Raw genomic sequence first — 25128 nt, 5'->3', positions numbered from 1 at the left:
TGCCGGCGCGGGCTCGCACCACTAATTATTGTTGCTATTGTCTGCACCCTTTTCTTCCTTGCCGGGGGCCGGTAACGCTCCCACCAGCGGCGCCGGCCCCTTAAGCTTACTAGGCTTGCCCGGCGCGGGTAAAACCACCCTGGGGCGCGAGCTGGCGGCCTACTACGGCCGCGAATTCCTGGACCTCGACGCCGCGATTGTGGCCGACGCCGGCCGCTCCATTCCCGAAATATTTGCGACGGAGGGCGAAGTGGCCTTCCGGGCGCGCGAAGCGGCCGTGCTACGCCGGGTACTGGCGGCCCCGGGCCCCCCGCTGGTGCTGGCTACCGGCGGCGGCACCCCTTGCTTCCACGACAACCTGGCGGTACTGAACGCGGCGGGCTTCACGCTCTGGCTCGATGTGCCGGTTCCAATGCTCGCGGCCCGGCTGGCGGCTGGCGCCGAAACGGCTAGCCGCCCTTTGGTAGCCGCCGCGGGCCTCAGCGAACAGTGGCTGCGCGAAACCCTACAGGCTCGCGAGCAGTTTTATCGGCAAGCCCGGGTGAGGTGCCACGGGACCGCCTGTACGGTAGCCGCCGTAGTGGCTCAGCTCGCCGCCGCAGGGTTTGTCCCACCACCGACGAATGAATTATCGCCGGTCGTGTAATTTTGTTAATTGATTCGTTTGTTACCCTCATGCAACCAGTCTCCACCGAAGAACCAGCCGTAGTTCCTGCCCCGCCTGCCGCGAGCACCGTACGGCCTAAGCACAAAGGCTCAGCCCAGCTTTTTCAAAACCCCGTGCTTGAGCGACTGTCGCACACGCACATCGCTCTACCCGTGAGCATTTTTGCGGCTACTGCTGCGCTCAGTATGTACTACGGCCTCACCCACGGCTTCATGTCGGGCCTGCTGGCGCTGGGGCTATTCCTGGCTGGGCTGCTGCTTTTCACGCTCGTGGAATACCTGGTGCACCGCTACGTGTATCACATTCCCGCCACTACCCCGGCGCGGGCCAAGTTTCAGTATACCATGCACGGCGTGCACCACGAGTACCCGAAGGATAAAACCCGCTTGGCCATGCCGCCCATCGTGACGGTATTTGTGGCGTCGTTGCTGTTTTTCATCTTCAAAATCAGCTTCGGCTCCTACGCGTTTGGGCTGCTGGCGGGCTTCACGTTCGGCTACGCCATGTACTTGTTCGTGCATTACGCCATCCACGCCTACTCGCCACCCAAGAACTTCCTGAAGGTATGGTGGACTCACCATGCCCAGCACCACTATCGGCAAGAGGCCGTAGCCTTTGGCGTATCAAGCACGCTCTGGGACCACATTATTGGCACGATGCCGAGCAAGAAGCCTGAGTAATCTGCTCGTCTCGCGCAAAACAAAAAGGGCGTCTCCGATACCGGAGACGCCCTTTTTTATTACCGTTGCCGCAGCCGATTTACGTTCGCGGGCCCCGCAGCTTATTCACAATAAAAAACAGCAGCGCTACTACGATGAACACGGCAATGATGCCCGTGTAAGCGCCAGCCTTGAAAATACCGACAATGGTATCGCAGCTAGTTAGTGTAGTGGCCAATACGCAGAGAAATAAAAACAGGGATATACGAGAAGAATTCATGGCATTATCGGAAAGGAGTGGATGGTGGCCAGCAGCTTAATACCACCGACTACCTGCTGATACTGAGGCAATGCAAAAAAGGTTAAGATTCAGCCTACTCACCGCCCCGCTAGCGCCTACGCTGCTTGGCCGAGTAGCTTTGGCAAATGAACCGGCCTTTCCTTCTTGCCCTGCTTTTCGGACTGCTGAGCCAAACGACGCACGCGCAAGTCTCAGCTCCCCACCTCGACTCCTTTGCTCACCAGCAAAGCGTACTAAAATTCCAACAAACAATAAACAAGGAATTTCGCGACCCCAACGAGTCACCGTTGACTGCCGCCGAGCGCCAGGCCTTCAAGACCCTTCCCTTCTATCCCAGCCGCTACGGCTACTACGTAAAGGCGACGCTGGTGCGTGACTCCACTTCCCAACCCTTCGCCATGGAAACCAGCACTACCCGACGGCCGCTGTACCGCAAGTACGGCGAGCTTCACTTCGTGCTGAGCGGCCAGCCCTTGAAGCTGACTGTGTACCAAAACCAGGAATTACTGAAACGCCCCGGCTTCGAGGACTACCTGTTCGTGCCCTTCACGGACCTCACGAATGGCCACGGCAGCTACGGGGGCGGCCGATACATTGACCTGCGCCTGCCCCCGGCCAGCGCCACCACCATGCAGCTCGACTTCAACCAGGCTTATAACCCTTCTTGCGCCTACAATCACAGCTACTCATGCCCAGTACCGCCAGCCGAGAACCGACTGCCGGTAGCTATCCCCGCTGGGGTGCAGAGCGACCATTAAAGCAGCGGTCGGTATCCGGCATCACCCGGAGTTGCCAGTATGTAGGCCACGCCATTGATTTTTATCATCGCTGAGTATTGTTAGGTGAACATTACAGCCCCAAGCTAGTGGCGAGACTCGCGCTGCCAGAATTAGCCCCTCAGCATGACGGGTTGTTACGCTTAGAAGCAGCAGGATGTAGAGACGCGACCCATCGCGTCTCGTCGTTGAACGATGACAGGCGAACGGCGCGGCTGGACGAACGGCGCGGACGACGAGACGCGATGGGTCGCGTCTCTACATCCTGCTGGCTAATGCAAACAATTTTAGACCTATTCCCGAGTAGCCCCTAATAATGTTCGGCTATGTACTCAAAAATATCATTCTCTGTCTTCGCATGAAGGATGGTAGCTCCTGAAAGCTGCGGGAAGATTGTAGCAAACTCGTTCATTGGGTGCTCAATGCCCTTCTTCGAAAGTATTATATTTTTCCCACCAAAATAGCTTGCCAAAGCCGCCGTTCCTCCGTGTACTGAAATGTACCTATCACAGCTAGCGTACACCAGCAGCTGAAAGTGATTGAAGTTATTTACGCTTGCTTCGTTGTCACGGTACAAGTCATCCATGAGAATAACATCAGGATGTTCCTTCTTCAGCCACGCATGCTCGTTCAAGTTTAGCACCTCACTATTATCCGTAACAATATTACCCGCGCCGGGTCTGTTGTACAGTATCTTATACCTACCCTTAACCAGGTTTATTATTTTATCTAGCGTGTCTATACTGAAGAAATTGACTGGCGCACCTCCCCACTCCGTGTTGTATTTGTTAGCGATTACCAAAATAGGCTTGTCAAAAACAAATAGGTCGTTCTTGTAATAAGACTTCAGAGGAACCCGGGCCCACTTACTGTAGTCAAATGATATACAGTGAGTCATGTTAGGAACTTCAAAGCTGTTGTAATTGGAAGTCCAATCTCTTTCCTTAAACTGCTCTACATGGTCGGAGCTAAAGAAATACAACTCTTTGGTATTCAAACAGGCCACTGTACTTTGCAACGTCCCGTTTAAGTAGTGCCAATAAGCAAAAGGCAACACGAAGGTTAATTCTTGCTGAAACTCACCCTTATAATCAATAGTCTTGTACCTCGTTTTGAAGAGAAAATCCCTCAAAACGTATTTCACCTGCAGCAATCTACTGAAATAATTATCACGTACATAATAGTGATGGTCCTTGCTAAGGTTGCGATTTCTAGCTAATGAGACTAAATACAGGATGCTCAGAAATGCTCTTCTCATTCGTGCGTCTTTGGGGCAACAGCGTATAGCCAAGTCCAGTATAAACCTGCCATTCTATACCCATACGTCGCATTGACACAGATTGGATTCAACTTGCTTAGGTATAGACTATTCAAGCTACATCTTTTTCTAACAACCCTTCGTGGTACACCCAATTGCATACATTATCAAATTGTTTGGAGTGATACTCTATGCAGAGCAGGACCACTGTAATACACCGATTAGCGCAGGGAATGGCTACACCGCCTGGTAGTAAATTAGGTTGTTCCTTTTGACAGCTCTCAATTATATCACTGAACTCACTCCCACAACCAGCCGATTGACGTAATAAGTAGTATTCGAAGTGCTACGACGACCACTCGTGCCCATTTGGCTGACAAGGTGTTTTTGATATTGCCCTCCATGGACAGGATTCCGCTACTTCCCCCAACTATCCGACCTGTAGTGCAAGGTGAATTGCGGCCACTGTGGTCGGTTATGATTCCGGTGTACAATTGTGCTCAGTATCTAACCGAAACATTGCAGAGCGTTCTTTCACAAAGAATTGCACACGATATGCAGATTGAAGTCATCGACGACGCGAGTACTGATGCTGATGTGGAGGCAATAGTGGCCGAAATCGGAGCAGGTTGTGTGAAGTACTTCCGTCAACCGGAAAATGTAGGCAGCCTTCGCAACTTTGAAACCTGTATTAATCGCTCACGTGGTCAACTTATTCATTTGCTGCACGGTGACGACAGGGTAAGGCCCGGATTCTACGAAAAAATAAGCGAACTATTCGAGAACTATCCCGAAGCTGGAGCTGCTTTTTGTCGGTTCGGATATATTGATGAAGCAGGACATTATAAATACACACAACCTGCCGAAGCCAGCCAGGAAGGCATCTTAGAAAACTGGCTTTTGAAGATTGGGGAGCGCAACAGAATTCAATATGCGTCCATCGTCGTAAGACGAGGGGTATATGAGCAAATAGGCAGCTTTTGTGGGGTGACTTATGGGGAAGACTGGGAAATGTGGGCTCGAATTGCTCACCAATTTCCGGTTGCCTACACTCCGCAAACCCTTGCTGACTACCGCAAGCATATGAGCTCTATTTCTGGCAATAAGTCTCTGTACGGAGAGTACCTGGATGATTTAGCCGACGTAATGCAATCTATCCAGCAGTACTTGCCTATTGACAAAAAAGAAGCAGTTCTTAGGGAATCGAAAAAGTTTTATAGTCACCATGGCGTCCGTTTAGCTAATGAGCTGTGGCATATTTCACACGATAAGCAGGCAATTGGTAAGCTATTCCGGAAGTTAACAGCAATGCACAAGGACCCTGCGCTTTACTTTAAAATTCTTAAGCTGCGAATTAAATTACTGATTCAATAGCTGGCCAAGGCATAGTATAAAATGCCTCTTGCTAAGGGGGAAGCAGCTTCGCAGGTATGCTTTAGAGCGCCGTTTTCAGGGATTTACTGCCTGGCCGATTACTCTAACCCGCCCAACGATGCGATGGTTATAGACTTCTTTGAGTGCCAGGCTTATGCATCTCAAGCGAATCATCAGCATGATACCCTTGCGACGCGGCAGATTTCTTAGGTAAAAGAGAATGATAAACTTCCTTTTATAATAGTAAGCTTCTCTGACATCCTTTTTATTGCAGTTCGCATTTGGCTTGTCAAGTATGCATTTTGATATGAAATCAAGCTTCTCAATGCAAGAGACAATGCTGTCGGTACTTTGCTCCGCTAGCAGTGGGTAGAAGTCATGTTGCAAGCATTGTAGGTGATTCGCCGAGATAAGAAAATCCGTCCCTGTGTAATAGCGGATATTGCGCAGAACTTGGTTCAACTGAGCCTGGCTATATTCTTCCTTTTTGGTGACCTGATGCAGGCTTTGGGAGGTCGTGCGGTAGTCGAGTAATACTGCCGGGATGTTGCTTATTACGAACTGCCGGGAGAGCTGCCAAAACAACTCAAAATCCTCAGAATACGGGACGGTGTAGAGTCCTACCTCCAATACAGCCTGTTTTCTGTACATAACCGTCGGATGATAAATCCAACAAATAAAGACCAGGTTATAATAGTAAAACCGGCTATCAAACCTGTCTTCTCTGATTACAGAGCCATCCTCTGCTACTACCCTTACCAGGGAGGAAACCATAGCACACTCGGGGTGCGACGTCAGATAGTCGTATTGCCTCTGTAGCCGTTGCGGATGGCTAATATCATCGGCATCCATCCGGGCAATTAAATTACTATCGGCTAATAGTATCCCTTTATTAAGAGTCTCGCTAATTCCTAAGTTATTCTCGTTCTGGTAAAACCTGATGCGGGGGTCATTGTAGGACTTAATAATGCTCACGCTAGCGTCGGTGGAGCAGTCATCCAGAATGATGAATTCAAAATCGGTGAAAGACTGCGCTAAGATGCTGTCTATGGCCTCCGACAAGAACCTTTCTGCGTTGTAAACAGGCATCACTACGGAAAGCTTCGCCATGGTAGTGCCAGTTATTTGAATAAGCCGGTAAGCAGCCGTTTCCAGGAAAAATGAGTGGCTTTGTAGAGCAGGGGGTGTCGGTAGGGCATGAGAGCCTTATCAACCAGCTTTTGCACTGGCTTATTTATCACGTTGTTTTTATGCAGATACGACACGTACCATTCGAGAAAGTATTTTCTCACCTGGTGGTAGTGGCCTTGCTCTATAACTGCCTGAACTATCGAGCCCGCGCGCTGCCGATACTGATTGTTGCAAGCAGCCGAGACGTATACCTTTTCTTTTAAATAGATTTTATTGAGGAAGGCCTGGTCCTCGTATAATTGGTTTTCCTTCGTGAAGGACTCTTCAAAGCCGCCCGCGGTGAGGAAGGCTTGTCTGGCAATCATCAGACCCGAGGGACAGGGCGCGGCGCCTTTTCCTAATGGGTATAATAGAAACAATAGCTCGGTGGGCTGATACACCTTATCCGCGGGGGCCCCTAATGGAATGGCGATGTCTTCCCTCTGCGGGTCGTTCCAGCTGTACCAGTACAGGGAGGCTTCGGCAAGCATGGCCACGTCGGGGTGCTCACGAAAAACCGCTACTTGGCTGGATAATTTATTAGGCAGCCAGATATCATCGGCATCTAAGATGGCGATAAGCGACCCGCTGCTCTGCTCAATGCCATGATTACGACTCGCACTCAGGCCTTTATTAAGGTGCTGCGCATGTTCGCAATAGATAATTTTGTCGGGGAATTGCGCGGCATATTGCCTGGCAATGGCCGTGCTTTGGTCGGTCGACCCATCATCTACCAGGAGTAGTTCCCAGCTTTGATAATCCTGCCGGAGTACGCTCGCAATTGCTTCCTCAAGGAATGCTTCCTCATTTAGAAAGGCAATAATAACTGAAACAGTCGGTGAGCCTGAATAATCCATGGGGCTATGCTAGCGGGTTCTTTGCCATTTACTTAACTGCACCTCGAAGGCTTGCTTCGACAGGTTTGGCACTTGAAACCGGCCCAGGCGGTGCTTATGGGAGGTATTTTTAACGCCAGTTGCTTCGGTGGTAAAAGCCCCTTTGAATCCTGCCTGGTCTACAACCTCCATCGTTTCGTGGTTGTAGTTGCCGTAAGGGTAGGCAACAAGGTTTATTGGTTTGCCAACCGCGTTCGTGAGAAAGGCCTGATTATCTAGTAGCTCTTGCCATTGAAATTCCTTTGGGTGGTGAGCTAAAGCCGGATGCGATATGGTATGCACACCAATGCTGTGCAGATTACTATCGCCGAGGCTTTGTAGCTGGGCTCCCGACATACTGCGGAACTCCGGCCGGGTGCTCGGGTCGATATTCGCCCATTGCCGGATGTGGGCTAATTGGATTTGCTGCTCGGCGTGCGGTAGCGGCTTTAAGCGCTGCCACAGCTGCAAAAACAACGCGCAACGTCGAGTAGGCGGCTCGTGCTCGCAGGCGTCCCAACGCTGATGTTGCTGCTTAAGGTCATGGCTTAAACGAGATTCATTGCCTAAGTCGAAGGTAATTGTTTCTCCGGCGATGGTGCTGGTAAATACGGAGGGCAGGTAATCACAAAACAAGAATATATTCTCTAATTCATCCCACCAGAATTCTTCTTCCCGACCAATATTTTGCGAGGCAATAAAAAAGGTAGCGGGTAGCTTATAGTGGTCCAGAATAGGCTTGGCTACTAGAAAATTATCGGCATAGCCGTCATCAAAAGTTATGGCGATGGTGTTTCTTTTAATTTCCTTCCTTTCCAGGGCTGCTACTAATTCCTCGGTGGGGACGACAGTGGCTTGCTTGCTTAGTATCTGAATGTGTTGTTCAAATTCATCTGGATGAACGGTGATGTTCCAGATATCTGATTGCAGCGCCGCGATACGATGGTACATGAGCACGCAAGCCTGGTCGGGGCGGGAAAACCGGATAGCCGAGAATAGCCTTCTGAGCATGGGGTTAGGCCTTCGTTGCTTTCACGGCGTTGATGACCTGAAACTGTGGGTCGTAATGGTCCAGCTGCTCTTTTGTTACCTCCGACAGGCCCATACCGTACAGAAAAGCAGAAGCAATGAACACATTACCGAACGAGCTTATTTGCACGGCACCAGTCGGAAAAGTGTCGGCGAACAGGCGGTGCAATGCGCTGTCGGTGAATGACCAGTACCAGGTTTTTTTCCATTCCCCGTGGTCAATTGGGGTGATGCCGGGCACGGTAAGCAGCAAGGTGCCGCCGGGCTTTAAAATCCGGTAGCACGTGGCCAGCGCATGCTTGTACTCATAAATAAGGTGCAGCGTTTGGGTGAGCACGATGCAGTCGAACGAATTATCGGGCAAGTGCGGGGCATTGCTCAAGTCCCCGACAAATGTGGCGTGGGGGTTGCTGGCATCTACGTGCAGAATATCGCTCTGCGTAATGCCTTTGCCATACCGCAGGGTGTACTCATTATCGCCGATTTCTAATACCCGGCCTTTAATTAAAGCGGCTTCTTGCTGCAAAAAGGCTTCGATATAATAACGGTCTACCGGGCCGCCCCGGTCGTAGCCGAACTCCGTACTGAAGGGAGATTTTCGGGCAAAATCCCCGGGCAAAATCTTGCCAATTGCGGGAGAATAGTTGTTGTAGAGCCCGGCCTTATGCAGCAGCCGCAATCCGGAAGCGGGCGCGTATTTTTTAATTACCTTTTTCAGCATAATGGGTTTGGGTTGCACAAGGTGACGCAGTAAGAGTGACGGCCTGTGGGTAGCGAGCATTCGCAATTCGGCTGGGGTAGCCGCGGCATCAGTCGTGCGGACTTTGCGATAAAGTTCGGTGCTGTAATACTCCTTCCAGATTTCCTGGCCCCGGGCGTAGGCTTGCTTTTCGGCGGCAGTTCGCAGTTGGGTTTGCTGCCGCCGCAGCACCGCCAATACGGTGGATAGCATCAGGGGAACATTGCCCGACATATTCGCGCTGTGCAGCCGGTAGGCGGCCATGCGTTTCGCATGATGAGCAACCGGATAGGTTCGGGCAATTCGCAAATACAGGTCATAATCCTCACAGGCCTTCAGGGTTATGTCGAACAGTACTACATCGAATATCCAGCGCTGGTACATCACGGTGGCGTGCATGCCGATGTAATTTCCACGCAGCAGGTGCTCGTAATGCTGACTTGTAACCTCCTGGAATTCCTCCCTGATAAGCCCCGTAGTCATAAATACTTTATCGTGAGCACCCGACACGAAAGCTAACGTGGGGGCTTGCAGAAGGTAGTGCGCATTAATCTTGAGGGCATCGGGTAAAAGCCAGTCGTCAGCATCGAGAAAAACTAAATATTGCCCAGTGCTGTGCCGAATGCCCGTATTACGAGCGGCTGAGAGTCCTTGGTTTGCCTGGTAAATGTATTTGACGGCCGGATAGCGCTGCGTGACTTCCCGGGTGCTGTCGGTTGAGCCGTCATCGACCACAATTATTTCCACGGCGGGATAGTCCTGCTGCCAGACACTGGCAAAGGCTTCCGGCAAATAAATTCCGTGGTTGTAGCAGGGAATAATTACCGATACCAGCGGAAGGGCTGTACTTGCAGCAGGAGCCATTGTCAGGATTGGGGCTTGGCCGCGCGGTTCCGGTTGCGGTAGTAAAAAGCAATGCCCGAGACGAGTCCTTTCATTTCGACCCACAGCGTGCGGCTGCGGAAGCGGAAGAACGGAAAGCCCGTTTTAATCAGCCGAGCGTAGTATTGGGGCATTTTCCGGTACAAGTGCCGCGTGTAGCCGGCTTGGGGCTGCTGCTCCTGCTGGATGAGCGCCGCCGCGGCGTGGCCGCGCATGTAATAGAAGATTTGCCGCTTGAGGTCCGCAATTTCTTTGCGATGCTCATGGTACACCACGGCGCGGGGACAGTAGTGAATGGTGTGCCCGTGGAGCAGGATTCGGTACCACATTTCCGAGTCGCCGCTACAACCGGCGGCGCCCACGTCTAATAGCTCATCGAAATAGCCGATTTGCTCGAAAATAGATTTTCGAAAAGCCATGTTGGCCCCGGCCCCTATTTCCCAAACGGGCGGCGCCTTGGTTGCCGCCGCCTGCATGTATTCGGGGCCGTACCATTTATCGACGTAGCCCCGGTTGAAGCTCCAGCATTTCTCGAAAATTAATTGCGCTTCGGTTTGTAGTTCCAAGGCAATTACCAAACCGGTTATGGCGGCCGTAGCGGGCTCCTCAAACGCTTCCCACACCCGATAGAGCAGCATGGGGTGCACCACTACATCATCGTCGATGAAGGTAACGACGGGGTAGTGAGCGGCCCGAATGCCCGTGTTGCGGGCAATATCCAGCCCGGCCCGGGGCTCCCGAATGTAGGTTACTTCTTCAAATTCCTGAGTCGCTTCCTGCGTGCGGTTATCACTTGGGGCATTGTCGACCACCAGTATTTCGGCCGCTACGCAGCGCAGCTCCCGTAGCTGTTGCAGGCAGCGGCGTAGTTGGACAGGGCGATTGCGCGTGCAGATAATGGCCGAAACCGGAACCTGCGCGGGAACGGCGGCCGGTAGCCAGGTCGCAAAAGTGGCCTGCATCCAGGCTCGCCAACGCACGAGGCCCTGGGGCAGCGCCCACGACTCCCAGACCGAGCTGCTAGCATCAAGAGCACTGTACTGCTGAACGGCCGGTTTGATAGCGGCTAATAGGGCCGCGTAATAATCGGTTTCGGTGAGCTCCTGGCCGGGGCTAATGAACAGGTGTCCCAGGGCTATTTCCTGCCACCAGAATACCACGTAGCTGCCTTGGTTTGAGCCAGCCGCCGGGGGCCGCGCCAGCTCGCGGTCGAGGTACGTGTGCGTGATATGGTAAGGCGGGTAAGGGCGCACAGTCAGCTTATTGAATAATGGTTTCGGGTTGCGTGAGCTGAAACGGAAGTGCCGGGCGCACGGTCCCCATCCACTTGCCCTGCCACTGAATATCCCCCCTGAAGTCTTCCATGGTAAAAGACAGACATTCTTCGAAATAGAAAACCTCAATCAGGGTGTCGCGCACAATAACCAGCGAGATGAAGTAGGAGCCGTCATTGAGAAAATTGCCCGGAATGGTACACTCGCCGGACACAACCCCTTGCGCGCAGGTGATGGAAGGAGAAGGGACATCGAAAATGCATTCTCCCCCATACGAGAATAAGTGCAAGCCAGCATTCAGAACCGCATTTCCGGCTAAGTTCCAGAATTGGAATTTGATAGTGAGGGAGGCGCGGATGTCGAGGGGCGCATCGGGCACGGCCAGATGGGTGACCAGCTCCACTGCTTTGAACCGCACCTGGTCGTTGCCGGGGCCTTCTTCAGGCGTGGCCCAGGTTTGCTTGATGTTGTTGTTCTGCGTGCCCAACAGGTAATTGTTTACTACCTGCGTTACCCTGCCGCTTTCCCGCACCATCCCCTGCTGGAGCCAAAGGCCGTACTGACACAGCTTGGCTACGGCCTGCATGCTGTGGCTTACAAACAGAATAGTTCGTCCTTCTTTCTGCGACACTTCCCGCATTTTGCCGAGGCATTTTTTCTGGAACTCCGCATCCCCAACGGCCAGTACTTCGTCGAGGATAAGAATATCGGGCTCTAAATGAGCGGCCACCGCAAAAGCTAGCCGCACGTACATGCCGGAAGAGTAGCGCTTTACGGGCGTATCCAGAAACAGCTCCAGGCCGGAGAAAGCAACTATCTCATCAAATTTTGAGCGGATTTCGTCCTTGCTCATGCCCAGGATAAAACCGCTCAGAAAAATATTTTCGCGCCCACTAAGCTCGGGGTGGAAGCCGGTACCAACTTCCAATAGACTGCTAATGCGCCCCCGGCCCTTCACGGTTCCGCGCGTGGGGCGCACAATGCGGGAAATAACTTTCAGGAGGGTTGATTTCCCGGCGCCGTTGTTGCCGATGATTCCCCACACTTCTCCCTGCTTTATTTCAAAGTTGACGTCGCGCAAGGCCCACAAGGCCTGGTTTTGCACGGCCGAGGGCTTGGCTCCAAGGGCGGGCGCCTGAAAAAACGGGTCTTCTCGCTTGCGGATAGCCGTGGTCCACCAGCGCTGCAGGTCCTGCCGCAGCGACCCAGTTCCCGTAGTACCCAAGCGGTATATCTTGGATAAATTCTCTACCTGAATTACGGTTTCTGCCATGCCTGCTTAAACCACATCAATTAGTTTGTCGCCCTGTTTGTTGAAAATGAGCAACGCGACAACCAGCAGTACCCCGGTGAAAGCACCGCTGTAAAAAAGCTGGGGGCTTGTGACGTTGCCTTTGCCCAGCAACCCCAACCGAAACAGCTCAAACAGCGGCGTCAAGGGGTTGATTTGAACTATCCAACGCCACTTCTCTGCCACGTAGCTCATGGGATAAATTACCGGGGTCAGAAACATTAACAACCGAATTGCCAGCCCGGCGATGTACGTGATGTCCCGGTATTTGCCCGTCAGCACCGAAAAAATCAAGCCCAGGCTCAGGCTCAAAGCCGCAACTAATGCTATGGCCAGCGGCACCAAAAAAAGCTGAGTCGTGACAGGTACGGCCCAGGGGGTGAATAGCACGTAATAACACAGCACTGCTAGCAGGAGCAGCAGCTGAATTACAAACCGCAGCAGCTGGCCGCTTAGCTGCGCCAGGGGCATAACCAGGCGCGGGAAATACACTTTGCTGAAGATGTGGGCATTATCGCGAAAAGTGGAGGACGTGTTCGTGAAAGCATCATTGAACAGGTTCCACAGCACAATGCCCGCCAGGTAAAACAGCGTGGGCGGAGTGTCTTGGGTAGAAATGCCTACTACTTTCCCAAATACCAATACATAGGTAATCAAGGTCATCAGCGGCTGGAAGAGCATCCAGAGCGGGCCCAGAACGGTTTGCTGATAACTGAGCAGGAAATCGCGGCGGACCAAGCCAACCAGCAAATGGCGGTATGACCACAGCTCGGATAAGCTCGAACCCCACCAACTGGTTTTAGCAGCTATTTCCCAATCCCACTTGGCGTCAGGACTACCGGACATTTCTTAGTTGAATAGGGCGTAAAGCGAAAAGCTCAAGATTGAACTTCAATAAAGAACGAGAAATCTATGGAAAGCGGTTTGAGTGACCCCGCAGCAAGGGCGTTAAGTTTTTGCTCGGCTCCTACTTTACAGCTGTAGCGGTTCTCTGGTTAGTGTCCGCGGCGCGGCTGGGGAAACCTCACCCCCGGCCCTACCGGGTACGACCCCGGTTCGCTTGATGCGCGAAGCCAAAAGAGAGGGGAGCCTGACGACTTCGATACCGACTTGGGAATCGCTGTAAGTGGTCAGCTAAACGCGTCAGCTCGTCAGGCATCCGCGCCGCCGGCGCATCTCGCCCGCTTTGGTTGTTTGCGCAGGCCAGCCCGGTGTAGAGACGCGACCCATCGCGTCGCGTCGTCCGCGCCGTCCGCGCCGTTTGCCCAGCCGCGCCGTTCGCCTGTCATCGTTCAACGACGAGACGCGATGGGTCGCGTCTCTACACCGGGCTGGCCTGCGCGGACGCTAGATGAGCAGATGACCTTTTGACTTATTCTTGTGCGCCACTTCGCGGCTGGGTGGCGCTACCAGTTGCCACTGGCGCCGCCGCCACCGCTGCTGCCGCCGCCGAAGCCGTCAAAACCACCGCCGCCGCCCCCACCAAAGCCGCCGCCCCCGCCGCCGAAGCCGCCCCCAAACCCACCACCGCCGAAGATGATGGGGGGCACAAACCCGCCGCCAAAGCCGCGGTTGCCACGGCCACCACCGCCGCCGCGGTTACGGAGCATTACGAAGAGGAGAACCAGCACGCCGATTATGAGCCAGAAGGGGATGCCGGAACCCGTGCGACCCCGGCTGCGGGGCTGGGCGTCGGCGGGGTCGGCTTTGTATTCGCCCTTGGCCAGGGCAATGAGCTGGTCGGTGGCACGGTCGAGGCCGGCATAGTACTGGTTTCGGCGGAAGGCCGGCACCATCGTGTTGCTGATGATATTCTTGGCGATGGCATCGGGCACGGCGCCTTCGAGGCCGTAGCCGGGCTGAATGCGGGCGGTACGCTCCTGTTGGGCCACCAGCACCAGAATACCATTGTTTTTGCCTTTGCGCCCAATGCCCCAGCTTTCGTAGAGTTTTTGGGCATAATTAGCAATTTCGTCGCCGTCGAGGTTGGGCACGGTTACCACCGCGATTTGCGACGAGGTACTGTCGTTGTAAGCCACCAGCTTTTGCTCCAGCGCGGCTACCTCGCTGCTTTGCATGAGGTGGGCCAGGTCGTTTACCAGCCGCGGCGGGTCGGGGCGCGGGGGGATGTTTTGGGCGGAGGCACCGGCTGCGGACAGCAGCGCGAGCAATAGGACGAGCAGGAACCAGCCCTGCCGCAGCAGCACGACGGGCCCGTCGGCTTCCCGCCCAATGGGCTTCCACCAGCTGGCGTCAGGCTCGGAATATCTCATGCGTCGGCTGACGGGGTTGAGCCGCCAATAGAAATGGCATCGTCCAGCTCATTCTGGTCGGTGGTGGCATTGTAGGGGAAGTGGCGTTGCAGCTGTTCGCCCACCATTTTAATACCGCGCTCCAGGCCCAGCACGTAGTTTCCGGTCCGGAACTGCGCCAGCACGGTCTCCTTGGTGGTTTCCCAGAAGTCATCGGACACGGCGGAATTGATGGCGGCATCACCCACCACGGCAAACTGGCGGCTCTTCCAGGCCAGGTAAAAGAGCACACCGTTGCGGGCGGCGGTTTTGTGCATGTTCAGCTCAGCAAATACCTGGGCGGCGCGGTCGAGGGGCTCAGGCGTGGGGCAGGTGTCTTCGAGGTGCACCCGGATTTCGCCCGAAGTCATGACCTCCGCCTGACGGATGGCCGCTACCAAAGCCGCGTCCTGCGCGGGAGTGAGAGGGGAATTCATGTTGTTGAATTATGAGTTTCGAATTATGAATTACGAGTTAGGGATGGGGCACCAAGCTAGGCGGGACCATTCATAACTCATAATTCATAACTCATAATTCTATTTAAAATTGAACCGTCGGGGCCTTGCTGGCGGCCGGGTCGGCTTCGAAATAGGGCTTGGGCTGGAAGCCGAACATGCCCGCAAACAGGTTGTTGGGAAACGAGCGGGTGAAGGTATTGTAGTCGTTGGTGATGGTGTTGAACTTGTTGCGCTCCACGTTGATGCGGTTTTCAGTGCCTTCAATCTGAGCCTGGAGTGCCTGAAAAGCATCACTGGCCTTCAGCTCCGGGTAGCTTTCGGACACGGCCAGCAGGCGGCCCAGGCCTTGCGAAAGCTGGCTTTGGGCGGCCTGAAACTTCTGGATATTCTCGGGCGTGAGTTGCTCCGCATTCAATTGTACGGAGCTGGCCTTGGCGCGGGCTTCGATAACGCTGGTCAGCGTGCCTTGCTCGAATTTAGCATTGCCTTTCACCGTGTTCACCAGGTTTGGAATCAGGTCGGCGCGGCGCTGGTAAGCACTCTGTACATTGGCCCACTGGCTTTTCACGGCCTGGTCGCGCTGCACCATGCCGTTGTAGCCGCACGACGACTGGGTGAGCAACAGGGCCAGGCCCGCGAAATAAAGGAGAAAGCGTTTCATTTTTCCTGAAGAGTGAAGAATAAGAAATGAGGAGTGGGGAATGTTAACCAAAACTTTGCGTGTACTTGACAGGTTAGGCCCCGCACGGCGAAAGGTACGCAGATAGCCTTTTGCGGTTGTGCCTAGTTCAAAAAGCCGTAACTAGCACTTCGGATGAGATTGTCCCCGGTCAACTTTTCATCCTTCATTCTTCACTCTTCCTTACTAGCGTAATGAAAGCCGTAATTCCTGTCGCCGGCATTGGTTCGCGCCTGCGTCCCCACACCCACACCCAGCCCAAAAGCCTGGTGCCCGTGGCCGGCAACACCATTCTGGGCCACATCATCGACCGCCTGCTGGGAGCCGGGCTCAGCGATTTTGTGTTTGTTGTTGGCTACCTCGGCGATAAAATAGTGCGTTACGTGCGCCGCCACTACCCCAACCTCAAGGCCACGTTTGTGGTGCAAGAGCCCCGCGAGGGCCTGGGCCATGCCCTCTGGCTGGCCCGCGAGGAGTTTCGCCATGATACCGACGGGGTGCTCATCCTGCTCGGCGACACTATTGTGGACGTGGACCTGCCGGCCCTGTTGGCCACGCCCGGCTCGGTGCTGGCCGTGAAGGAGGTGAAAACGCCCAGCATGTTCGGCCTGGTCGAGAGCGCCACCAGCGGCCAGGTGAACAAGGTGGTCGAGAAGCCCAAAATTCCGAAGTCGAACTACGCCATGGTGGGCCTCTACAAGCTGGCCTACCCCGAAAAGCTGGCCCAGGCGCTGGAATGGCTGCTCGAAACCGAAGTACGCACCCACGGCGAATACCAGCTCACCGATGCCCTGATGCACCTCATCGAGGGAGGCGAGGTGATGAGCACCTGCCCGGTGGACAACTGGTTTGACTGTGGCCGCAAGGAAACGCTGCTCGAAGCCAACGCCCGCTTGCTCAACCGGCCCGAGTTTCTGGAAGGCCGCGACTACGCCGAATTCCCCGATTCGGTAATTATTCCGCCGGTCAGCATCGGGCGCGGCTGCCAGATTTCGCAATCCATCATTGGCCCCAACGTGGCCATTGGCGACAAAACCATCATCAAGAACACCATTCTCAGCGACTCCATCATCGGCTCGTACTCGGAGCTGCGCTCGGCCGTGATGCACGACTGCATCGTGGGCAGCGACGCGTCGTTTCGGGGCATGAACCACTCGTTGAATATTGGCGACAACACCGAGATTGACTACAGCTAAGGACATTCCTCCGCCGCTTGATGTGGCGCTCAATCGGGACGGGCTCCTAACAACTAGCCTAGCGCGGTTTGGCACTCCGTATACCGGCCCAGGCGGTAATGCGAATTTTGTAGTTCGCGCTACGGTACACCGACTTTAGAACTGCTCCAGCCTGCCTGCACGGCATGCCATACACAACGAAATAAGCGCCACAAAAAAGCCCCAGCTGCATCAGCAGCTGGGGCTTTTTTGTGTGACAACCACTTGCTTTACAGCGTGGCCTTGTGCTCCGTTACCTCGGTCTTGAAGGCTTCTGTTTCAGTGATTTGAACTTCTACCTGCTTCAGGGCTAGCTCACGCTTGAGCAGGGCCACGGCACCGCGCAACTCCTGACGTTCGGTGAGCTCAGCCTGCCGGTTGGTGGCAATGCGTAGCTCTTTGGTGCGCCGCTTGCGCGTAGGGCCCTCGGCTAAGGTCGGGATGAGCGAGTTCAGCGAGGCGATATCCACACTGAGGCTTGACAGCTCCGTTTGCACTTCGGTGGCGATTTCCGTCGTGTTGTCGCGCTGGTAGTCGATGTTCTGCTGCTGGTGACGAAGCGTTTTCAGCTCGTCGTTGGCTAACGCCAACGCCAGGTCGCATTCGGCGACGGTCTTCAATAATTTCACTGAGTAAGCCATAAGGTTTGCAAAAAAAGATGAAAAAAGTGATAACAGCATTTAAACGGAGTGCCCAGCTTCGTATTGTATGATATCAATTATTTTTTTCATAATATTTTAGAAGAAGCTTTACGAGTGTGGAATAATAGTTAGAGGAGCCCGTCATCGTAAACTGATTAAGCCATCCGTCATGAGTTAATTAGAACTTCATCATGAGCTGATTAGGCTGTCCGCCATGACCTGAAAGAGGCCATCACCATGAACGGATTAGACCGTCGTGCTGAGCGGAGCCGAAGCATCTCGCGTGCCACCACTAATCCTTTTCTGACGATTGAGTTACTACTCCGAGCGAGATGCTTCGGCTCCGCTCAGCATGACGGGTTGGCGCCTCCCCTCCCTCGTTCAGGACTGGGCTAGTGACGCCAATAGCTGGGTTAGTTGGGCGGCTTCGGCTTCCAGGTGCTCGATGCGCAGCCGCAGCAGCACCCGGGTGGTGGCAGTGGTTCCGTCTAGCTCGGCGGCGGCTTCGGTGGCCTGGGTGGTGAGCCATCGGCGGGTGCGCTGGGCGGCAGCATTGGCCGGGTCGGTGGGCAGCGCGGCTAACAGGCCCGGCAAGACCTGCTGCCAACGGCGGGCCACGTCGGCGCGGGCGTCCAGTTTGGCGAGGTCGTAGCGCAAGTTGGTGGCCCGCCAGGTGCACCGGCGCTGCCGACGCCGCAACGGGTGGGGGTCGAGGGGTTCGGGAAGCGCGGGAGTCTCGGCCGGGGTGGCGGGAACCGACGCTTCATCAGTGAGGGATGGCGGCAGCAGGTCGGCCAGCTGGTTCAGGCGGTGGTTGTCGGCGCGGTTCAGCCCGCGGCGGCCCGCTTCTACATGGGCCACCTGCCCCCGCGTGACACCCAGAAACTGCGCCAGCGCCGCTTGCGAAAGGCCGAAATAAGCCCGCACCGCCGCAGCCGTGCTGGTAGAGGGAATAGCTTTCATACTGCTGCCCGCAGAGGTGAAGGAAATTGTAGCCTTTTTTTGCAAACGCCGAGAGAAGGCTACAAGTATGGTGTAGCCTTTGACGCAGCAATTTTGAAAAAGGCTACAAGAAGCAGCGAGTGGTTTTGCCGTACGCGAAAAAGCCCCAGCAGCGGGCACGGCGGGGGCTTATCAGCCAGTTGCTGATTACGGTTCGCACACCCTGGGATAAGGCAATTTCTGGGCGGGCTTGCTTTAGGCTGAGTGAACCAGCGTCCACCAAGGTGAGTCAACACTTCATTACCGATTCAGGTGACTCACCTATTCATCAATGCGGCACGCAAACAGGAAAATTAAACCTTTTGGTTTATATTCGTACCTCTGTTCCTACATGCCATGCCCTCTAAGTCAGACCGGACCAAGCAACGAATTATCGAGTTGTCCGCTCCGCTGTTCAACACCAAGGGCTACGCGGGCACGTCCATGAACGACATCCTGGCGGCCACGGGCCTGACCAAAGGGGGCATCTATGGCAACTTTTCGGGCAAGGATGAAATCGCTGCTGCCGCGTTTGCGCACTCATACGGCCAGTTGCGGGCGGCACTGGCGCGCGCGACGGCATCCCAGGCGACTGCGCAGGGACAGGTGCTGGCCATTCTCAAGTTTTACCGCAACTACACGGTGCAGCCAGTGGTACCGGGCGGTTGTCCTATCATGAACGCGGCAGTAGAAACGCACGACGCTTATCCGGCCTTACATCGCCAGGTGCGGGCTGCCTTGGCGGAATTGTTGGACGGGCTGCATCTTATCCTAGCGCGGGGCATGGCCAGCGGTGAGTTTCGCTCGAACTTAAGCACCTCGTACGAAGCCGAGTACCTGTATGCCCAAATCCAAGGTGGCATCCTGCTGAGCCAAACCAGCGGCGACCCGCGGGTGCTGAACCGGCTGCTGGACCGACTACGAGACTACGTGACGAACCAGTTGGCAGGCTAAATTTTTTGCCTAAAAAAAGACCAAACAGTTTAAAATATCCACCTCCTTTCCTCCTATCAACAGCATCAGCCCCACTCACCCCTACAACAGACCTACAGCCCTCAACGCGGCTGGACCTTACGGCGGATAAGTCAACAAAACATGGAATTATTTTACCGACTAATGCTCTTCGCAGCGGGTCTGATCAACTTATTACCGTCCCTGCTGGTCTTTCTTCCCGATAGGATTTCGAAATCTTACGGTGTTGAAGTGCCCAATGCGAGTTATGAGTTGCTGCTCAGACACCGTGCGGTGCTATTTGGCATAATTGGCGGACTCATGATTGCATCAGCTATCAGTAGAAAGAATTATACCGTAGCAACCGTCACGGGGTTGGTTAGCATGGTATCGTTCATCGTACTCTACTTCTGGATTGGCAAGGACATTAGCTCACAACTCAAAAGGGTAATGACGATTGATGTTTTAGCAACGGTCCTGCTACTAGTTGGCCTCCTTGGCTTTCTGCTAGGCGCGAGAAGCACCAGATAATAAAACCAGGTCATGCATCCGCTGTCCGCCGAGGGCTTTGCCGCAGCGTATCAGCAGCTTTTCCTGCGGCTTGGCCGAAGTCGGCGAGGTCCTTGGGGTAGTAGGGCATGTCGTGGAAGCTGCTGTCATCAATGCCGAAGGCATGAGCTACCCCAGCGGCCTCCCAGCACCAGTAGCCGAAGAAACCTCCACCACCAGGGCCTTTATGCGAGTTGTGCCAACCAACAACTTTAATCCCTTTATACCAGTCTTTCAAAAACTGCTGAACTAGTACGGATTGTTGATCAGCAGACGCATTTAACGCATCGTAAAGCAGCTGATATACTTTCGGGTAAAGAAGCTTTTTGGCTGATTTACGAACTAGAGCCGGAGCTATTTGAGCCACAAGTTGTTCAAACAACAAGTCCTGGCCTTCACTACCAATACAAGCTAATAATCGGGCTATTATCACTGGCTCCATATCCAGCAAATACGCTTGTGAGAGTAGTCCGATAGAATTAACGTAATCGTTGAGACCGTTTTTCAGCGAGTTTACAAATTGCTTATCTACGTCTATCTGCTTCAGTGTTTCCCAGGCTTCAAGCGCAGCTAAAAATTTATTCTTGATTTCGAATATGGAATTTCCGCGTGAGTAATAGGCAGGAACAAGGTGCATGCAGTATTGAAATACACTGAATTGAGCCGCATCCTTGTTTTTATACTGCAACATTTCATCCTGCCATTCACGGACTGTTTTTTCTCGGAGGGCAATGTGCTCATCGAAATACTGGTCAGTCATTAAAGGTTCGCGCTTCGCCATATCATAAAAAAGTTACAGGTCAACTAATTTTCCTGCCCGGTTAATGCCTCGCACTTGCATGTTGCCAGTGGCATCGACTTGTAGTAGACGCTTGCCTACATCATCATTGAATAGAGCCTTGCGTATTTCGATAGCCTTATCAGGGCCAACTGCTTGCTCTAATCTGTTACCACTCAACACCCATTGCTTATTCATCTGCCCTTTAGAGAGGCTAGAGTTGTTATATTTGGTCTCAGTGATGAGGTACTTTATTCTACTTATTGATTATCTCGCCGAGAAAACAGAGACGTCGAGTAGTGGACCCGTCGAGACACGTTTCTGCAATTGCAACGGAAACCAGTTAGCAGTATAAATCTCCCCATAAGGGGTGCTCAGTAGTTGAACAAGGTTCTCAACTTCTTCGGAAGCAACGGCATAGCCTAGTTCAAAAAATAGCGCACGACTTACCGGCGCTGACTTCATGGGGCGGCCTTCATACCAGGTAAATGGAGAAAGCGGGCATTGCAACTGCATCGTTTCGGCGAACTTTCCTCCGGGTGCTATTCGGGTTAATCCTGGAACGTACTCCCGCTCTACTTCTTTGTCATCAGGTACGGGTACGAGGGTCTTGCTCACTGCCACATGATTGGCGTAAAGCAGAATGTTAGTAGCATTGGGGTCGGTGTCGAATACACTTTTGCCACCAACACGCGCTAGCTTATTGAATAAGTAAAGAGGCTTGTCGGAAGTGTTGACCACCTCGTAATGCAAGTGCAGCGCGTTAGCCAATTGGTTTGCCGTTGCTGAAAGTAAGCAGTCGGTAGCGGTGATAGAAGGTTGAGCAATCATGACAATTTCGCTTTAAGGGTTCACTGTCGGGGCAGCCCCGGCTAGCTTGCCTCGTTGGGTTCTCTTAGTCCCTCTAAAAAAGCCGTGAAAGACGGAGCCAGGAAATGTACTCCCGCGCCATAGTCTAGCGGGGCCGGGGGCGTCGATTCGTCAGTTTCCTCGTCATACTCATACTCGGGGGCCTTGTAGAATTCGTGGCCGATGTAGTAAACACTACCGTAATCCTGTGGACCTACGCTGAGAACAAAAATATCCCCGCCGGTTTCGTCTCCAAACGGTACTAAGTCGGAATGCAATTGGTCAGCTAATGACTCTAAGCCGCTTTCCAACGTGATATCGCCGTAACGCACCGAGTAGAAATCGCTGATATCACGAGCTATCTGTTCGCCGTCGGGTCGAACCTCCATAAAGATGGAGCGTTCGGGCCAGCCACCATTATATTGAAGGAGGTGGGCTTTGTAATCGTCGGGCAGCGTAAAGCCGTATTGCTGCTCGATAGCTGCGATGTCAGATAGCGTAGCGGGTTCCTCAGTACCACTGAAAAGGTTAGGTTCCATAGGGCTGTTTAGCTAAAGGAAGGCCGGGGTGCCCGTTGTATTGATCGTACGAGCCGAGGTATTTGAAAGGGCTTTATGTGCCTTTGTCTTGATTTAGGGGAGAGGCTTTGGCTTACGTGGGTTTGGCAGCATGAGCGAAATCCGCCAGGTCTTTGGGGTAGTAGGGCAGGTCGTGGAAGCTGCTGTCATCAATGCCGAAAGCGTGGGCCACCCCGGCCGTCTCCCAGCACCAGTAGCCGTCAAACCCGCCCCCATCTGGGCCTAAGTGGGCGTTATGCCACCCCGTGCTGCTCATGCGCTTATACCAGCTCGTCAAAAACTGCTTTACTAACGCGGCCTGCTGTTCAACGGGAGCATCTAGCGCATCATATAGGGGCTGATACGCTTTCGGATACAACAGTTTTTCAGCTGGCTTTCGAGCCGTTCCGCTTACACGTGCTGCAACGAGCCGTTCAAATAGCACGTCTTGTCCTTCATTTCGAACACACGCTAACAGACGCACAATGTCGGACTGGTTGATGTGCAGCAGGTAGGCTAGTGACAGTAGCCATAGCGCCTGCACGTAGGTGCTCATGTCGCGTTGAAAGTCTCCAGCGTACACGTTCTCCTCGTCAGCAACCCGTTGCTGCTCCCAGTCATCGATTAGAAGCAGGTAGCTTTTTTGCACGCTATCTAATGGATACCCTCGTGAATAAAGGGAGATGAGATGAAATAGCCGATGTTGAAAAATGTTGAAATAAACGCTGGCAACATCCGTAAACTGGGTAGGGTCGTCGCGAAGGTCCGTTTCATCTTCTGCAATAATTTGTTCTACAAACGCGAGGCGCTGGTCAAAGTATGCTTCGGTCATTAAGGGCTCACGCTTGGTCATTTCATTGGGGTATTGGGGGTAACAATTTTACCGCATTTATCTATACCTGATTCATGAGCGGAGGCTTTGGCTTACGTGAGCTTGGGGGTGCGGGCGAAGTCAGCCAGGTCTTTGGGGTAGTAAGGCATGTCGCGGAAGCTACTGTCATCAATGCCGAAAGAATGGGCCACCCCGGCTGCCTCCCAGCACCAGTAGCCGAAGAAACCTCCACCACCAGGGCCTTTGTGGGAGTTATGCCAGCCCGTCTTACTCATGGCCTTATACCAGCCCTTTAGAAATTGTTGCATTAGCGTAGCCTGCTGCTCAGCAGAAGCGTCCAAGGCATCATAAAGGCTCTGATAGGCTTTGGGGTACAATAGCTTTTTAGCCGATTTGCGTCTAATATCGGGGGCGCTTATGGCGGCTAACCGTTCGAGCAGCAAATCCTCCCCTTCATTGGCAATACATGCTAATAAGCGAGTAACCAGTTCGGGCTTTACCTTGAGTAAATAGACTTGGGACAGCAGCCACAACGCCGCCACATAATTATCCAGCGTTGTGTTAAAATTAAAAGCGTGCACCCCGCGAACATCTACTCGACGCAAGTCCTCGGCGGCTTGTACAACGAGCAAAAAGCTCTCTTCCAGGTCCTGAATGGCGGCGCCGCGGGAATATTGTGCCATCCAGAGGTGGTGCTGAAACCGAAAGAGGCGCTCATATACACCTTCAATTTTCGGAAACTGCCCAGGGTCATTCAGCAAATCAGTTCGGTCTTCTTCAATAGCCTGCTGCTTGAATCGGATTGTCTTGTCGAAATAGACTTCATCCATTAAGGAATCACGTAAGCTCAGCATCTAACTGTATTTAAGGGATGGAAATTTTGCCCATTTCGTCCAACTCGTATTCGGGCATTTTCCCATCGCTACCAACGTGAAGTAAACGTTTTCCTACCTGGTTCTTGTCCATCGCGCGTTCGATGCATAAGCTTCTTCTCACCCGGTCGTCACTCAGTTGTCATCTGGAGAGTTTCGCCGAGTCATACTTGGTTTTGGTGTCAATGTGTTAAGTAGTGGGATAGCATTGCGCCACGTCTCATTGCGGCACGGTCCGCGGAGTGGGTTACGATATAACAAAAAGCCCCCGCGTGAGCGGAGGCTTTGGCTTACGTGAGCTTGGGGGTGCGGGCGAAATCCGCCAGGTCTTTGGGGTAGTAGGGCATGTCGCGGAAACTGCTGTCATCAATGCCGAAAGCGTGGGCTACCCCGGCTGCCTCCCAGCACCAGTAGCCGAAGAAGCCACTATCGGTTTCTTTATGGGAATCGTACCAGGCGGTCTTGCGCATGCCTTTGTACCAATTCTTTAAGAACTGCTGCACCAAAGCCGCCTGTTGCTCGGCCGGAGCGTCTATGGAGTCATACAGTGACTGATAAACTTTGGGGTACAAAAGCTTTTTCGCTTGCTTACGGCCTATGTTGGGAGCTACGACGGCCACCAAACGCTCGAATAGCAGGTCTTGTCCTTCATTGCCGATGCAGGCCAGCAACCGCTCAATGAGGGAGTTCTCCAGGCGCAACAGGATGGCTTGCGATACGAGCCACAGCGCCCGTACATAGTCGTCCATATCGCTCTTGAAGCTCATCGCGAACGTACCCTCTGGGTCCAGCGCACGCAACTGTTCCAGCGAGTTGATAACCTGAGAGAGTGAAGCATGGAAATCAGCCACTGGGTACCCCCGGGAATATTCAGCCATTGGCAAGATGCGACCATGACTAAAAAGGAAAAATGCCAGCGCATCTGGTCGGGCAAATTGCTTCGGGTCGGCCGATAAAGCGGTTTGGTCCCGGGCAATAACCATTTTCTTGAAGGCTATCAATTCGTCGAAATAGGCTTCGGATTGTAACGGCTCTCGCTTCGTCATACAAATTATAGTAGCTGAATACGATCAGCTTCCACCTCGCTCGCTGCCCGAGGCAGCTTCTTATCATGTAGCACCCATACGTTGCTCATCTGGCCAATAGAAAACTTGGGCTTGATGCCCGGAGTAGTGGGTTTT

Annotated in this window: 28 protein-coding genes; 7 read left to right on the top strand and 21 right to left on the bottom strand. The window is 53.5% G+C overall.

Going from position 1 to position 25128, the window contains the following annotated elements:
• Positions 1 to 37: 37 nt before the first annotated feature.
• Positions 38 to 646: a shikimate kinase gene (locus WX88_RS19260; protein WP_197076854.1), complete on the top strand. Its 609-nt coding sequence runs from the start codon at positions 38 to 40 to the stop codon at positions 644 to 646.
• A gap of 29 nt (positions 647 to 675) precedes the next feature.
• Positions 676 to 1347 carry a sterol desaturase family protein gene (locus WX88_RS19255; protein WP_046246036.1) on the top strand — a complete coding sequence of 224 codons (672 nt, stop codon included), beginning with the start codon at positions 676 to 678 and terminating at the stop codon, positions 1345 to 1347.
• Between the two features lie 79 nt (positions 1348 to 1426).
• Here WX88_RS19255 and WX88_RS19250 read toward each other — a convergent pair whose 3' ends face one another.
• Positions 1427 to 1606, bottom strand: a complete 180-nt coding sequence (locus WX88_RS19250; protein ID WP_046246035.1) for a hypothetical protein — start codon at positions 1604 to 1606, stop codon at positions 1427 to 1429.
• A 146-nt stretch (positions 1607 to 1752) separates the two neighbouring features.
• On the opposite strand from WX88_RS19250, the gene WX88_RS19245 reads away from it, so the two are divergent.
• Positions 1753 to 2385: a DUF1684 domain-containing protein gene (locus WX88_RS19245; protein ID WP_046246034.1), complete on the top strand. Its 633-nt coding sequence runs from the start codon at positions 1753 to 1755 to the stop codon at positions 2383 to 2385.
• A 328-nt stretch (positions 2386 to 2713) separates the two neighbouring features.
• On the opposite strand, the gene WX88_RS19240 is transcribed toward WX88_RS19245, so the two are convergent.
• On the bottom strand, positions 2714 to 3547 hold the full coding sequence (locus WX88_RS19240) for a hypothetical protein (RefSeq protein WP_231590747.1): 834 nt from the start codon (positions 3545 to 3547) through the stop codon (positions 2714 to 2716).
• 516 nt (positions 3548 to 4063) lie between these two features.
• Here WX88_RS19240 and WX88_RS19235 point away from each other — a divergent pair.
• A complete protein-coding gene (locus tag WX88_RS19235) occupies positions 4064 to 5035 on the top strand; it encodes a glycosyltransferase family 2 protein (protein WP_046246032.1) in 972 nt (323 codons plus the stop codon).
• Between the two features lie 75 nt (positions 5036 to 5110).
• Here the strand turns inward: WX88_RS19235 and WX88_RS28010 are convergent, their stop codons facing one another.
• The 10 genes from WX88_RS28010 to WX88_RS19185 all read right to left on the bottom strand — a co-directional run bounded on the left by WX88_RS28010 (position 5111) and on the right by WX88_RS19185 (position 15705).
• Entirely contained in the window at positions 5111 to 6145 is a 1035-nt protein-coding gene (locus tag WX88_RS28010) for a glycosyltransferase family 2 protein (RefSeq protein WP_082116155.1), read from the bottom strand.
• Positions 6146 to 6156: 11 nt separating this feature from the next.
• Positions 6157 to 7062 (bottom strand): glycosyltransferase family 2 protein, encoded by a 906-nt coding sequence (locus tag WX88_RS19225; protein WP_046246031.1) that lies wholly within the window; start codon positions 7060 to 7062, stop codon positions 6157 to 6159.
• A 9-nt stretch (positions 7063 to 7071) separates the two neighbouring features.
• On the bottom strand, positions 7072 to 8031 hold the full coding sequence (locus WX88_RS28005; protein WP_197076853.1) for a polysaccharide deacetylase family protein: 960 nt from the start codon (positions 8029 to 8031) through the stop codon (positions 7072 to 7074).
• Positions 8032 to 8095: 64 nt separating this feature from the next.
• Complete coding sequence (locus tag WX88_RS31520) at positions 8096 to 9712, bottom strand: glycosyltransferase (protein WP_046246030.1); 1617 nt, start codon at positions 9710 to 9712, stop codon at positions 8096 to 8098.
• Positions 9713 to 9714: 2 nt separating this feature from the next.
• A complete protein-coding gene (locus WX88_RS19210; RefSeq protein WP_052732860.1) occupies positions 9715 to 10983 on the bottom strand; it encodes a glycosyltransferase family 2 protein in 1269 nt (422 codons plus the stop codon).
• Between the two features lie 7 nt (positions 10984 to 10990).
• On the bottom strand, positions 10991 to 12277 hold the full coding sequence (locus WX88_RS19205; protein ID WP_046246029.1) for an ABC transporter ATP-binding protein: 1287 nt from the start codon (positions 12275 to 12277) through the stop codon (positions 10991 to 10993).
• 6 nt (positions 12278 to 12283) lie between these two features.
• Complete coding sequence (locus WX88_RS19200) at positions 12284 to 13141, bottom strand: ABC transporter permease (RefSeq protein WP_046246028.1); 858 nt, start codon at positions 13139 to 13141, stop codon at positions 12284 to 12286.
• A 560-nt stretch (positions 13142 to 13701) separates the two neighbouring features.
• The gene (locus WX88_RS19195; protein WP_082116154.1) at positions 13702 to 14568 is read right to left on the bottom strand and encodes a TPM domain-containing protein; all 867 of its coding nucleotides are present in this window, start codon (positions 14566 to 14568) and stop codon (positions 13702 to 13704) included.
• Positions 14565 to 15023 carry a TPM domain-containing protein gene (locus WX88_RS19190; protein ID WP_046246027.1) on the bottom strand — a complete coding sequence of 153 codons (459 nt, stop codon included), beginning with the start codon at positions 15021 to 15023 and terminating at the stop codon, positions 14565 to 14567. Before WX88_RS19190 ends, WX88_RS19195 begins: the two co-directional genes overlap by 4 nt.
• 103 nt (positions 15024 to 15126) lie before the next feature.
• Complete coding sequence (locus tag WX88_RS19185) at positions 15127 to 15705, bottom strand: LemA family protein (RefSeq protein WP_046246026.1); 579 nt, start codon at positions 15703 to 15705, stop codon at positions 15127 to 15129.
• Between the two features lie 212 nt (positions 15706 to 15917).
• Here WX88_RS19185 and WX88_RS19180 point away from each other — a divergent pair, with 212 nt between their 5' ends.
• Positions 15918 to 16919 (top strand): sugar phosphate nucleotidyltransferase, encoded by a 1002-nt coding sequence (locus WX88_RS19180; RefSeq protein ID WP_046246025.1) that lies wholly within the window; start codon positions 15918 to 15920, stop codon positions 16917 to 16919.
• Positions 16920 to 17167: 248 nt separating this feature from the next.
• Here the strand turns inward: WX88_RS19180 and WX88_RS19175 are convergent, their stop codons facing one another.
• Together WX88_RS19175 and WX88_RS19170 are read right to left on the bottom strand one after the other, a co-directional pair.
• On the bottom strand, positions 17168 to 17578 hold the full coding sequence (locus tag WX88_RS19175) for a hypothetical protein (protein WP_046246024.1): 411 nt from the start codon (positions 17576 to 17578) through the stop codon (positions 17168 to 17170).
• A gap of 381 nt (positions 17579 to 17959) precedes the next feature.
• A complete protein-coding gene (locus WX88_RS19170; RefSeq protein WP_046246023.1) occupies positions 17960 to 18541 on the bottom strand; it encodes a helix-turn-helix domain-containing protein in 582 nt (193 codons plus the stop codon).
• Between the two features lie 375 nt (positions 18542 to 18916).
• On the opposite strand from WX88_RS19170, the gene WX88_RS19165 reads away from it, so the two are divergent.
• Both WX88_RS19165 and WX88_RS19160 read left to right on the top strand, forming a co-directional pair.
• The gene (locus tag WX88_RS19165) at positions 18917 to 19513 is read left to right on the top strand and encodes a TetR/AcrR family transcriptional regulator (RefSeq protein WP_046246022.1); all 597 of its coding nucleotides are present in this window, start codon (positions 18917 to 18919) and stop codon (positions 19511 to 19513) included.
• Between the two features lie 141 nt (positions 19514 to 19654).
• Complete coding sequence (locus WX88_RS19160) at positions 19655 to 20041, top strand: hypothetical protein (protein ID WP_156176278.1); 387 nt, start codon at positions 19655 to 19657, stop codon at positions 20039 to 20041.
• A 10-nt stretch (positions 20042 to 20051) separates the two neighbouring features.
• Here WX88_RS19160 and WX88_RS19155 read toward each other — a convergent pair whose 3' ends face one another.
• From WX88_RS19155 to WX88_RS28000, 7 genes are all read right to left on the bottom strand, one after another.
• On the bottom strand, positions 20052 to 20840 hold the full coding sequence (locus tag WX88_RS19155; RefSeq protein WP_046246020.1) for a PoNe immunity protein domain-containing protein: 789 nt from the start codon (positions 20838 to 20840) through the stop codon (positions 20052 to 20054).
• A gap of 12 nt (positions 20841 to 20852) precedes the next feature.
• Positions 20853 to 21035: a hypothetical protein gene (locus tag WX88_RS19150; protein WP_046246019.1), complete on the bottom strand. Its 183-nt coding sequence runs from the start codon at positions 21033 to 21035 to the stop codon at positions 20853 to 20855.
• Between the two features lie 69 nt (positions 21036 to 21104).
• Positions 21105 to 21668: a hypothetical protein gene (locus WX88_RS19145; RefSeq protein WP_156176277.1), complete on the bottom strand. Its 564-nt coding sequence runs from the start codon at positions 21666 to 21668 to the stop codon at positions 21105 to 21107.
• Between the two features lie 41 nt (positions 21669 to 21709).
• Positions 21710 to 22225: an SMI1/KNR4 family protein gene (locus WX88_RS19140; protein WP_046246017.1), complete on the bottom strand. Its 516-nt coding sequence runs from the start codon at positions 22223 to 22225 to the stop codon at positions 21710 to 21712.
• 112 nt (positions 22226 to 22337) lie between these two features.
• Positions 22338 to 23096, bottom strand: a complete 759-nt coding sequence (locus WX88_RS19135) for a PoNe immunity protein domain-containing protein (RefSeq protein ID WP_046246016.1) — start codon at positions 23094 to 23096, stop codon at positions 22338 to 22340.
• Between the two features lie 71 nt (positions 23097 to 23167).
• The gene (locus WX88_RS19130) at positions 23168 to 23905 is read right to left on the bottom strand and encodes a PoNe immunity protein domain-containing protein (protein WP_197076852.1); all 738 of its coding nucleotides are present in this window, start codon (positions 23903 to 23905) and stop codon (positions 23168 to 23170) included.
• A 332-nt stretch (positions 23906 to 24237) separates the two neighbouring features.
• Positions 24238 to 24993, bottom strand: a complete 756-nt coding sequence (locus tag WX88_RS28000; RefSeq protein ID WP_052732859.1) for a PoNi-like cognate immunity protein — start codon at positions 24991 to 24993, stop codon at positions 24238 to 24240.
• Positions 24994 to 25128: the final 135 nt, after the last annotated feature.

Source organism: Hymenobacter terrenus (assembly GCF_000972495.1).
GTDB lineage: Bacteria > Bacteroidota > Bacteroidia > Cytophagales > Hymenobacteraceae > Hymenobacter > Hymenobacter terrenus.
The sequence above is the reverse complement of the archived record's forward strand: the minus strand, read 5'-3'. Positions and strand labels throughout refer to the sequence as shown.